The following is a 10,793-nucleotide window of genomic DNA, read 5'->3' on the forward strand; positions in this document are numbered from 1 at the left end:
TCCAGCGCCTTGCTCGCCGTGGCCATAGAGCCTGAAGGCACTGGATTCCGGCTTTCGCCGGAATGACGGTTAGGGGTGCGGTGGCGCTTACGCAAGGCATGGAGCAGGCTCTCAAGTCACCGGCTCGACGGAGCCCGCGAAATCTTCATGGAAATGGTCCAGCGCACTCAGCACGGGGAAGGGCGCCATGCCGCCCAGCGCGCACAGCGAGCCGGCCACCATGGTCTGGCAGAGGTCGCGCAGCAGCACTTCCTCGCGTTGGCGTCCGGCGTTGTCACCGGTCAGCAGGCGATCGATCACTTCCACGCCACGGGTGGATCCGATCCGGCACGGCGTGCACTTGCCGCAGGATTCGATTGCGCAGAACTCCATCGCGTAGCGTGCCTGAGCCGCCATGTTCACTGTGTCGTCGAAGACCACCACGCCGCCGTGGCCGAGCATGCCGCCGACCGCGGCAAAGCCTTCGTAGTCGATCGGCGCATCGAGCTGCGAGGCAGGAAGATAGGCGCCCAACGGACCGCCCACCTGCACGGCGCGCACTGGGCGTCCGCTGGCGGTACCGCCGCCGTAGCCTTCGATCAGTTCGCGCAGGGTAAGCCCGAACGCGCGCTCCACCAGTCCCGGCCGCTTGAGGTTGCCGGCCAGCTGGATCGGCAAGGTGCCGCGCGAGCGGCCGCTGCCGTAGTCGCGGTAGTAGGCCGCGCCCTTGTCGAGAATGATGGGGACCGATGCAAAGGTGACCACGTTGTTGATCACCGTGGGCTTGCCGAACAGGCCGTTGATGGCCGGCAGCGGAGGCTTCACGCGCACCTGGCCGCGCTTGCCCTCGAGCGATTCCAGCATCGAGGTCTCTTCGCCGCAGATATACGCGCCGCCACCGAGCCGCACTTCCAGATGGAAGGCCTTGCCGCTGCCGCGCACGTTGTCGCCGAGATAGCCGTTCGCTTCGGCCGCAGCGATGGCTTCCTTCAGCGCATGGTGCGCATGCGGATACTCGACGCGCAGATAGATGTAGCCGCGCGTGGCGCCCGCCGCGATGCCCGCGATGGTCATGCCTTCGATCAGCACGAACGGATCGCCTTCCATGATCATGCGGTCGGCGTAGGTGCCCGAGTCGCCTTCGTCCGCATTGCAGGCGACGTATTTCTGCACGGCCGGCGCGTCCAAGCAGGTCTTCCACTTGATGCCGGTGGGGAAGGCCGCGCCGCCACGGCCGCGCAGGCCCGAATCGGTCACGGTCTGCACGATGTCCGTGCCGCTCATGCGCAAGGCCGCTTCCAGTCCGCGATAGCCGCCGTGCGCCACATAATCGTCCAGGCTGCGCGGATCGATGACGCCGACGCGCGCGAACGTGAGGCGTTGCTGGTTTTTCAGATAGTCGATGGATTCGGTCAGGCCGAGCGCCAACGCGTGGTCACCACCGTGCAGGAAATCTGCGTCGAACAAAGCTGCGACATCGTCGGCCTGCACGGGACCGTAAGCGATGCGTCCGTTCTGCGTTGCGACTTCGACCAGCGGTTCCAGCCAGAACAAACCACGCGAACCATTGCGCACGATTTGGACGTCAACGCCACGACGCTCGGCTTCAGAAGCGATGGCAACGGCCACGGCTTCAGCGCCCAGCGAAAGGGCACTGGCATCACGCGGCACAAAAACAGTGAAGCTCATGAAACCTCCGCAGCGAGCCACGCATCGAATCGTTCGGGCGTAACCCGACCCTTCAACTCGCCATCGACCATCATGGCCGGCGAGCACGCGCAGTTGCCGAGGCAATAGACCGGCTCCAGCGTGTAGCGGCCGTCCGGGGTCGTCTCGTGAAAGTCTACGCCCAGGCGCTGTTTGACGTGTTTTTCCAGCGTGACGGCGCCCATTGCCTGGCACGACTCGGCACGGCACAGATGGATCACGTGCTTGCCCGCCGGCTGCTGCCGGAAGTAGTGATAAAAGCTGATGACGCCATGCACATCGGCCCGCGAGAGGTTCATCTCGCGGGCGATGAGGGGCACGGCTGCTTCAGGTACATAACCGAGTGCATCCTGAATGCCATGGAGCACCGGAAGCAGGGCGCCCGGAAGGTCCTTCAGGCGCCCCGTGACTTCGAGCACGACGAGCCGGACGGATTCGGGAAGGTCCGGCAGCGACGAGCCTGTAACCGCACGTTTCATGTTTCAAAGTCTCTCTGCATCAGGACAAGCGCGATCAAAACAGGGCCGCAGCCTTGGTGACCGCTATCCATACGCCAATCAGGAAGGGAATGCCAACCAACGCCCAGGCCGCCGCACCGACGACACCGAAGGGTCCGCGCGCCGCATCCTGCGCACGGGCCGACATGGCGGGCGTTTCGTGTTGCAGGGATTTTTCGTGCTCCAGTTCCGCATCGCTCATCAACGCCGTTTCCTTGACCGGCTTGATCAGCAGGTTACAGACCATGCCCACCAGCAACAGGACGGCCAGGATATACAGCGTGCGGTCGTAGACCAGATTCTTGGCCACGCCTGCATCCAGTTGCGCCTGGCGCACCGCGGCGATCAGGAAGGGGCCTGCAATGCCCGCCACCGACCATGCGGTAAGCAGGCGACCGTGGATCGCGCCCACCATCTGGGTGCCAAAAATATCCGACAAGTACGCCGGTACCGTGGCAAAGCCGCCGCCGTACATCGACAGGATCACGCAGACGGCAATCACGAACACACCCGCCAGGCCCATGTGTCCCAGCGTCGGCAACGAGCAATAGAGGGCGATGCCGAGCGCAAAGAAGATGAAGTAGGTGGTCTTGCGGCCGATGAAGTCCGAGGTCGACGCCCAGGCAATGCGCCCAAGGCTGTTGAACAGGCTGATCAGGCCGACCAGGCCCGCTGCCGAGGCGGCGATGGCGGCCTTTTGCGCCACGCTCAGTGCCGCGTTGGCATCCAGACCGAGCAGCTTGCCGCCGAACACATCCTGGAACATCGGGCTGGCCATCGACAGCACGCCGATGCCGGCCGTGACGTTCATGCACAACACCATCCAGATCAGCCAGAACTGCGGTGTTTTCCACGCGCGGTTCAGATGCACATGGCGATGGGTGATCAGCTTGTTGGTCGATGCCGCCGGCGGCGTCCAGCCCAGCGGACGCCAGCCCGACGGCGGCACGCGGAAACCGAAGGCGCCGGCAATCATCGCGACCAAGTAGATCACACCCATGCACATCAGCGCGGACGACACGCCGGGTACGTCGCCGATGGAGAACTTCTTCATCAGGGCGACGGCAAGAGGAGCGCCGATCATCGCGCCGCCGCCATAACCCATGATGGCAAAGCCGGTGGCCAGGCCCCGTCGGTCCGGGAACCATTTGATCAGGGTCGAGACGGGTGTGATGTAACCCAATCCCTGTCCGATGCCGCCTAGCACGCCGGCTCCCAGGTAGACGAGCCACAACTGATGCATAGCCACGCCGATGCCGCCGACGATCAGGCCGCCGCCCCAGCACAGGGCAGCAATGAAGCCGGCCTTGCGCGGGCCGGCATGTTCCAGCCACGCACCCCAGATCGCCGCCGAAATGCCGAGCATGGCGATGAAGGTTTCAAAGATGTGGTTGACCGAAGGCACCGTCCAGTTGCAGGCGGTGGTGAACAGCTGCGCAAGAAATCCCAATTTGGCGCAGGTCGCGGGGTCCGCTTCCGTCACCAGTTTGGTCATCGGCAGCCAGAACACGGAAAAGCCATAGGCCATGCCGATGCTCAAATGGATGGCCAAGGCCGCTGGCGGCACCAGCCAACGATTGAAGCGCGGCCCGGCGATCGTGCTTTCTCGGGACAATACGGCCGACTTTGTGTCGGCCGCAGTCAGGACATCGGTTTCCGATACACCCACCATGAGCATCTCCCCCGGTTGTCGTCGGCCATGTGGCCGGATGGCAGTCGCGATGTTTAGAGCCGCCATGTCGGTCGCGCCACCCGACCATGGTCGTACACCCCTGCTTTGAACCCGAACTATGCCAAGGTGGCACCAACTGTGTTGCTGCAACGCAACGGATTGTGACAATGGATGCGCATCGAACTCTTGCAATGTGATGCGCACCACGCCGAGCATGTAGCGAATCCCCTCTGCCGCAGGCCAGACTTCCGCATGATCGGCTACGACGACGCACTGCTTGAGCTACTTCGGCACGTGCGGCCGTTGCCGGCGGAGGCATGCAAGACCGCCGAGGCCTTGGGCAGGGTTCTTGCGGTCGATGTCGTCAGCCCGATGGACCTGCCATCGTTCGATCACTCGGCGATGGATGGCTATGCGCTGCACGCGGTCGAACCGTTGGCTGCAGGGAGCGAGCACGCCGTGCAGGGTTCGCAAGCCGCCGGTGATGCCTCGCGCACATCGGCGGGCATCGCCTGGGAAATCATGACCGGCGCGCGACTTCCGCAGGGGCTGGACACGGTGGTGCCGGTGGAACGCACGGCGCTGCTCGAGCGACGCGACGACGGTTCGCCAGCGCGCATCCGGTTGCTCGACGACGTGGCGCCCAAAGCCAATGTGCGCTACGCCGGCAGCGACGTGGCCAAGGGCGCGGCGGTGATCAAGGCGGGCACGCGCATCCAGGCCAGTCAGCTGATGCTGCTGGCAGCGCTGGGCGTGGCCCAGGTGCAGGTGCTGCGCGCGCCGCGGGTGGCCATCATCTGCACGGGCAAGGAGTTGCAGGACGATCTGGCGCAGCCGCTGAGCGATGGTCAGATCTATGGCTCGAACGGGCCCTATCTGGTTGGCGCGTTCGCCGCGATGGGCGTGCAGGTGCGGTCGTGTGAAACCGTGGACGATACAAGTCACACCTTTGTCGCCGCCGTGCAGCGTGCACAGCAGGCAGGCGTCGATCTGATCGTCAGCACGGGCGCCGTGTCCATGGGGCGTTACGACTTCGTGCCTGATGCCCTGGCGGAACTCGGTGCCCAGGTGCTGTTCCACAAGCTCGCCATCAGACCCGGCAAGCCGCAACTCGCGGCGGTGCTGGGGGATGCGTTGGTGTTCGCCTTGCCCGGCACGCCGATGGCGGTAGCCGTGGGGCTGCGCTTCTTGATCGATCCGGTGGTGCGCGCCATGCGCGGGCAGGCCCGGGAACGCACGTGGCGAGCCGTGCTTGACACGCCTCAGCAACTCAAGCCGGGGCTACGTCATTTCCTGCGCGCCACGCTGGCGCAAGACGAGCAGGGACGACTTCACGCGCACGTGCTGCCTCAGCAGCAACCCTTCCGCATCCAGCCGTTCGCGCAGGCCGATGCCTGGGTGGTGGTCGAGGAGGAAGCAGGCGAGCTGGCGGCCGGCCGACTGGTGACCGTCGCCAGCCTGCACCCGGACGCGTCTGCTTTGGCGGGATGGGATCAATTGGGAGCCGCATCATGAAACTGCAGATCGAAGCTCAAAACCTGCGCGTGCGCATCGGCGAGGAAGAACTGTCCCGGCTGCTGGCGGGTGAGTCCCTGGTATCGCTTACCCGTTTCACCAGCCGCCTGACGCTGTCGTGCACGCTCAAGGCGGTGCCGAGCGAGGCCGCTCGTTTCACCGGACAGCCCGACGCCTGGGTGATCGATCTGCCTGACTCCCTGGTGCGCGCGCATGCTGCCAACCTGCCTACGCGCGATGGCTTGGTCTTCCAGTTGGAAAGCGGGGAGGGCGATCCGCTGGAGCTGCTGTTCGACGTCGACGTACGCGACAGCGTCCGTCATCGTCGCGCGCCCAGGCAGTAGCGTTGACATGGCGCTGGTTACGCTTGGGCTAGTCTTGGGCCAACACAGGAATGACACGATGATGCGTGGACTATGGCAGGGCTTGCTGGCATTGGCTTTGGTGATGGCATCGTCGATGGCGACCGCGGCCGACCATCACATCACCGTCGCCGCCGCGGCGGACCTGCACCAGGCGCTCGACGATGTAGTGGCGGCGTATCGCCACGACCATCCTGATAGTCGCGTCGAGGTCGTCTATGGTTCGTCGGGAAATCTGTCGACGCAGATCGAGCAGGGCGCGCCGTTCGAGCTGTTTTTCTCGGCCGACAGCAGCTATCCGCAGCAACTGGTCGAGCATGGCAAGGCGAGCGGCACGCCGGTGCCTTATGCGCTCGGTCACCTGGTGATGTGGAGCGCGAGCATCGACATGAAGGGCGTGCAGGTGGCTGATCTTGCGCAGCCCCGGTTTGGGCGCATTGCCATCGCCAATCCGCAGCACGCTCCTTACGGCAAGCGCGCCGAACAGGCGCTGCGCGCGGCAGGTGTATGGGACAAAGTGCAGGCGCGCCTGGTATTTGGCGACAACATCGCGCAGACCGCGCAGTTTGCGCAAAGCGGCAACGCACAGGTGGGACTGGTGGCCGAATCGCTGGTGCTGGGCTCGGCCGTCAAGGGCAGTTTCGAGCCGGTGCCGCAGGCGCTGTATGACCCACTGAAACAGAGTTTCGTGATCACCCAGCGCGGCGCGAACAACGCGCTTGCCCAGGACTTTGCGCGCTACGTACAGAGTGCCCCGGCCAAGGCGATCCTGTCGCGCTACGGCTTCAACCTGCCCGAAGACGCCGCGCGCTGAGCGCCCCTCATGGCCCTGCTGACCGAACCGGATATCGAGGCACTGGGCCTCACCTTGCGACTGGCCACCACCGTCACCGTGTTGCTGCTGGTGCTGGGACTGCCGTTGGCCTGGTGGCTGGCGCATACGCGTTCGCGCTGGCGGCGTCCGATCGCGGCCGTGGTGGCCTTGCCCCTGGTGCTGCCGCCGACCGTGCTGGGTTTCTATCTGTTGATGCTGCTCGGGCCCGATGGTTGGGTGGGGCGTGCGTTCGCCGCGGCGGGCCTGACGGCCTTGCCATTCACCTTCCAGGGGCTGGTGGTGGCGTCCATGCTGTATTCGCTGCCGTTCGTGGTGCAGCCGCTGCACAACGCGTTTGAAGCGGTGGGCGATCGACCACTGGAGGTGGCCGCCTGCCTGCGTGCAGGGCCACTGGACCGGTTCTTCAGCGTGGCCTTGCCGCTGGCCTTGCCGGGCGTGATCACGGCGGCTGTCCTTGGCTTTGCGCACACGGTGGGCGAGTTCGGCGTGGTGTTGATGATCGGCGGCAATATCCCCGGCCAGACCCGCGTGCTGTCCATGCGCATTTACGACCATGTGCAGGCGGGCGAGTACCACCAGGCGAATGTGTTGTCGCTGTGTCTGCTGGTCGTTTCGTTTGCCGCCTTGCTCGCCATGTCGCTGTTGCGCACCCGCAGGCAAGCGCGTGACTGAGCGGCCGAACGAGAGCCAGCTCGGACTCGACGCCAAGCTTGCCTGGCGCCGTGGCACGCTGGCGTTCGAGATTGAGCTGACCCTGCCGCCACGGGGCATCACCGCCTTGTTCGGCCCCTCCGGCGCCGGCAAGACCAGCTGTTTGCGCGCGATGGCCGGCCTGGAGCGCGATGCGGTTGGCCGGGTGAGCTTTGGGCAGACCGTATGGCAGGACAGCAGCCATCGGGTGTTCGTGCCGCCGCATCAACGGCGCATCGGCTACGTGTTCCAGGAAGCGAGCCTGTTCACCCATCACTCGGTGGCGGGCAACCTGGATTTTGGCTTTCGCCGCGCCGGACGCCCGGCGCATCTCGATCGCGAGGGGCTGATCGACCGCTTCGGCTTGCGGCCGTTACTCGAGCGTCGCGTCGACGGTCTGTCCGGTGGCGAGCGCCAGCGTGTGTCGATGGTGCGTGCGCTGCTGTCGGATCCAGCGCTGCTGATGTTCGACGAGCCGCTGTCCGCGCTTGATGGTCCGGCCCGCACGGACTTGCTGGAATGCCTGGAATCCCTGCACACCACGCTGCGGGTGCCAATGATCTATGTGAGCCACAATGTGGACGAAGTCGCCCGGCTGGCCGACCATCTGGTGGTGATGGAAGCGGGGCACGTGGTGGCCCAGGGTGCCTTGCAGGACACCTTGACCCGGTTGGACCTGCCACCGGCGCTGGGCGAGGCGGTGGGCGCCGTGATCGACGGCGAGGTGGTCGGTTATGACGCCCATGACCAGCTGATCGAGCTGGCCTTCGCGGGCGGTCGCCTATGGTTGCCCTATCGCCACGAGCGGGTGGGGCAGCGTTTGCGCTGCCGCATCAGCGCCCGCGACGTGGTGTTGGCCACGGCGCCCCAGACCGGCACCAGTGCGCTCAACCAGCTGCCATGCCGGATCGTTGCGGCGGTCGATGCAGGGCATTCCTCGCAGGTGCTGGTGCAGTTGGACGCCGGTGGCTGCGTGTTGCTGGCGCGCATCACGCGGCGCTCATGGCATGCGCTGGGCCTGCCGCCGGGCAGCAACGCCTGGGCGCAGGTAAAAGCCGTTGCGCTGGGACTCTGAGCGGCGCGCTATGCTCAGTCCCATGCATTCGCCCCTCTTTGCATGATTGAAACCATGAGCGAATTGACCAGCGTCAGCCAAGCCGAAGCCCTGATCGCCGAACATATGCCCTCGTTTGGCAGCGAGCGCGTGCCGTTGGACGAGGCAGTAGGACGGGTACTTCGACAGCCGGTGCATGCCGAACACGATCATCCGCCGTTCGACCGCGTGATGATGGACGGCATTGCCATCCGCTGGTCCGCCAGCATGCCCCGCCGCCTGCGCGTGGCGGGCGCACAGATGGCCGGCATGCGCAGGCAAGTGCTGCCCTCGGGCAACGACTGCCTGGAAATCACCACCGGCGCGATGCTGCCCGAGGGCGCCGATGGGGTGATACCGATCGAGCAGCTGCGGCGCGACGGCGAGGACTATGTGCTGTCCGACGGCTGCGCGCCGGTGGCCGGGCAATTTATCCATCGCCGTGCCGCCGATTGCGCGCAGGGCAGCCTGCTGCTGTCGCCCGGCATGCGTTTAGGCCCGGCCGAAATGGCCTTGCTCGCCGCCAATGGCGTGGCGCAGGTGGAGGTCGCGGTGATGCCGTCGATCGCCATCGTGTCGACCGGCGATGAGCTGGTGGAAGTGGGCGCGCCGCTGGGCGAGGGACAAATCCGCCGCTCCAACGACAGCGCCGTGCGCGCCGCGTTGCGGCTGGACGGGTTCGAGCGCGTGGTGATGGAACATATCGTCGACGACGAGGCCGTCACCGGCGAGCGCATTGCCGATTTGCTGGAGCGTCATGATGTGCTGCTGCTGTCTGGCGGCGTCTCGATGGGGCAGCGCGACTACGTACCCGCGGCGCTGATGGGACAGGGCGTGCGCAAGGTGTTTCATCGTATCGCCCAGAAGCCCGGCAAGCCGATGTGGTTCGGCATCGGCCCGCGTGGCCAGGCGGTGTTTGCCTTGCCGGGCAACCCGGTATCGGCGCTGGTGTGCGCCACGCGTTACGCACGCCCGGCGCTGCTCGCTGCGCAGGGTTTGCTCGCGCCGGCGCCGGAATGGGTTTGCCTGGACAGCGATGTGGACGTCAACCCGCAGCTGGCGAGCTTCATGCCCGCCCGTGTGCAAACCGATGCTCAGGGACGGTTGATGGCCTATCCGGTACCGTCGAAGACCTCGGGTGATTTTTCCTCGTTGCCGCGTACGCAGGGATTCGTGCAGTTGCCGCCCGGCCAGGGCAAGGCGCCTGCGGGCAGCGTGGCGGCGTTTTATCGGTGGTGAGATGAGCGCGATCAACAGCCTCAACCAGACCTCGGCATGGCCGGTCGACCAGCTCGGCCGGTCGCTGCACGACCTGCGCATCTCGGTGATGGATCGCTGCAATTTCCGCTGCCCGTATTGCATGCCCGAATCGACCTATGGCGAGCACTTCAACTTCCTGCGCAACGACGAGCGCCTGAGCTTCGATGAAATCGAACGCCTGTGCCGGCTGGCGGCGACCCAGGGCGTAAGCAAGCTGCGCCTCACCGGCGGCGAACCCTTGCTGCGGCCGCATCTGGCCGAACTGGTGGAACGGCTGCGTCGACTTGATGGCATCACCGATCTCGCACTGACCACCAATGGCGTGCTGCTTTCGCGGCACGCCGCTGAGTTGCGCGATGCGGGTCTGGACCGCGTCACCGTCAGCCTGGACACGCTCGATCCTGCGCTGTTCCATCGCATGAGCGGCGGCCGTGGCGCGCTGGACGATGTGCTCGCCGGCATCGAAGCTGCGCAGGCGGCGGGATTTCCGCACGGCGTGAAACTCAACACCGTGGTGCAGCGTGGCGTCAACGAGCACACCGTGATCGATCTGCTCGAACGCTTTCGCGGCACCGGCATCGTGGTGCGCTTCATCGAATACATGGACGTGGGCAATCGCAACGACTGGCACGCCGATGAGGTGGTGCCCTCGGCAACCCTGGTCCAGCGCATCCACGCACGCTGGCCCTTGCGCGCCGTGCTGCCCAAGTATGCCGGCGAGGTGGCGACGCGCTACCGCTTCGAAGACGGGGCCGGCGAGATCGGCATGATCTCCTCCATCAGCCAGCCGTTCTGCGGCGGCTGCACGCGGGCGCGCCTGTCGTCCGAGGGCATGCTGTACACCTGCCTGTTCGCCACCCAGGGCGCCGACCTGCGTGGCCCCTTGCGCGCGGGCGCAAGCGACGACGCGCTGACCGACCTGCTGCGCCAGACCTGGCTGGGGCGTCACGACCGCTACAGCGAAGAGCGGGCGGAGCACCACGGCAAGGCACCGCGCAAGATCGAAATGCATTACATCGGGGGCTGAGTGTCTGGCCGGACTCGCTATGCCACCTCACCCTGCTCGTCATTCCGGCGCAGGCCGGAATCCAGTAGCGACGGGCCGCGATTTTCGCCGGGCGTACCACGCGAAAACCCGATGCACCGCCACTGGATTCCGGCCTGCGCCGGAATGACGGTGAGG

At 65.7% G+C, this 10,793-nt stretch carries 10 protein-coding genes; 7 read left to right on the plus strand and 3 right to left on the minus strand.

Annotated features, from left to right (window positions below; all coding sequences use genetic code 11):
* Positions 1 to 111 precede the first annotated feature (111 nt).
* From AC1DMY_RS04700 to AC1DMY_RS04710, 3 genes are read right to left on the minus strand one after another with little or no spacing between them, the layout of a single operon-like run.
* Positions 112 to 1,668 (minus strand): formate dehydrogenase beta subunit, encoded by a 1,557-nt coding sequence (locus AC1DMY_RS04700; protein WP_477163836.1) that lies wholly within the window; start codon positions 1,666 to 1,668, stop codon positions 112 to 114.
* Positions 1,665 to 2,165: a formate dehydrogenase subunit gamma gene (locus AC1DMY_RS04705; protein WP_477163837.1), complete on the minus strand. Its 501-nt coding sequence runs from the start codon at positions 2,163 to 2,165 to the stop codon at positions 1,665 to 1,667. Before AC1DMY_RS04705 ends, AC1DMY_RS04700 begins: the two co-directional genes overlap by 4 nt.
* 34 nt (positions 2,166 to 2,199) lie before the next feature.
* A complete protein-coding gene (locus tag AC1DMY_RS04710) occupies positions 2,200 to 3,855 on the minus strand; it encodes an OFA family MFS transporter (RefSeq protein WP_477163838.1) in 1,656 nt (551 codons plus the stop codon).
* A gap of 252 nt (positions 3,856 to 4,107) precedes the next feature.
* Here AC1DMY_RS04710 and AC1DMY_RS04715 point away from each other — a divergent pair, with 252 nt between their 5' ends.
* The 7 genes from AC1DMY_RS04715 to moaA are packed head-to-tail and all read left to right on the plus strand — an operon-like array spanning position 4,108 to position 10,637.
* Complete coding sequence (locus tag AC1DMY_RS04715; RefSeq protein WP_477163839.1) at positions 4,108 to 5,370, plus strand: molybdopterin molybdotransferase MoeA; 1,263 nt, start codon at positions 4,108 to 4,110, stop codon at positions 5,368 to 5,370.
* Entirely contained in the window at positions 5,367 to 5,714 is a 348-nt protein-coding gene (locus AC1DMY_RS04720; protein WP_477163840.1) for a hypothetical protein, read from the plus strand. Before AC1DMY_RS04715 ends, AC1DMY_RS04720 begins: the two co-directional genes overlap by 4 nt.
* A gap of 58 nt (positions 5,715 to 5,772) precedes the next feature.
* Entirely contained in the window at positions 5,773 to 6,546 is a 774-nt protein-coding gene (gene modA, locus AC1DMY_RS04725) for a molybdate ABC transporter substrate-binding protein (RefSeq protein ID WP_477163841.1), read from the plus strand.
* A gap of 9 nt (positions 6,547 to 6,555) precedes the next feature.
* Positions 6,556 to 7,239, plus strand: a complete 684-nt coding sequence (gene modB, locus AC1DMY_RS04730; RefSeq protein WP_477163842.1) for a molybdate ABC transporter permease subunit — start codon at positions 6,556 to 6,558, stop codon at positions 7,237 to 7,239.
* Positions 7,232 to 8,332, plus strand: a complete 1,101-nt coding sequence (modC, locus tag AC1DMY_RS04735) for a molybdenum ABC transporter ATP-binding protein (protein WP_477163843.1) — start codon at positions 7,232 to 7,234, stop codon at positions 8,330 to 8,332. Before modB ends, modC begins: the two co-directional genes overlap by 8 nt.
* 54 nt (positions 8,333 to 8,386) lie before the next feature.
* Complete coding sequence (locus AC1DMY_RS04740; protein WP_477163844.1) at positions 8,387 to 9,589, plus strand: molybdopterin molybdotransferase MoeA; 1,203 nt, start codon at positions 8,387 to 8,389, stop codon at positions 9,587 to 9,589.
* A 1-nt stretch (position 9,590) separates the two neighbouring features.
* On the plus strand, positions 9,591 to 10,637 hold the full coding sequence (moaA, locus tag AC1DMY_RS04745) for a GTP 3',8-cyclase MoaA (RefSeq protein ID WP_477163845.1): 1,047 nt from the start codon (positions 9,591 to 9,593) through the stop codon (positions 10,635 to 10,637).
* The last annotated feature ends 156 nt before the right edge of the window (positions 10,638 to 10,793 follow it).

It is taken from the genome of Dyella sp. 01L423 (genome assembly GCF_056399945.1).

Coding starts and splice junctions, on each gene's coding strand:
- AC1DMY_RS04700 (WP_477163836.1), bottom strand. CDS start 1,668: ATGAGCTTCACTGTTTTTGTGCCGCGTGATGCCAGTGCCCTTTCGCTG.
- AC1DMY_RS04705 (WP_477163837.1), bottom strand. CDS start 2,165: ATGAAACGTGCGGTTACAGGCTCGTCGCTGCCGGACCTTCCCGAATCC.
- AC1DMY_RS04710 (WP_477163838.1), bottom strand. CDS start 3,855: ATGGTGGGTGTATCGGAAACCGATGTCCTGACTGCGGCCGACACAAAG.
- AC1DMY_RS04715 (WP_477163839.1), top strand. CDS start 4,108: ATGATCGGCTACGACGACGCACTGCTTGAGCTACTTCGGCACGTGCGG.
- AC1DMY_RS04720 (WP_477163840.1), top strand. CDS start 5,367: ATGAAACTGCAGATCGAAGCTCAAAACCTGCGCGTGCGCATCGGCGAG.
- modA (WP_477163841.1), top strand. CDS start 5,773: ATGATGCGTGGACTATGGCAGGGCTTGCTGGCATTGGCTTTGGTGATG.
- modB (WP_477163842.1), top strand. CDS start 6,556: ATGGCCCTGCTGACCGAACCGGATATCGAGGCACTGGGCCTCACCTTG.
- AC1DMY_RS04740 (WP_477163844.1), top strand. CDS start 8,387: ATGAGCGAATTGACCAGCGTCAGCCAAGCCGAAGCCCTGATCGCCGAA.
- moaA (WP_477163845.1), top strand. CDS start 9,591: ATGAGCGCGATCAACAGCCTCAACCAGACCTCGGCATGGCCGGTCGAC.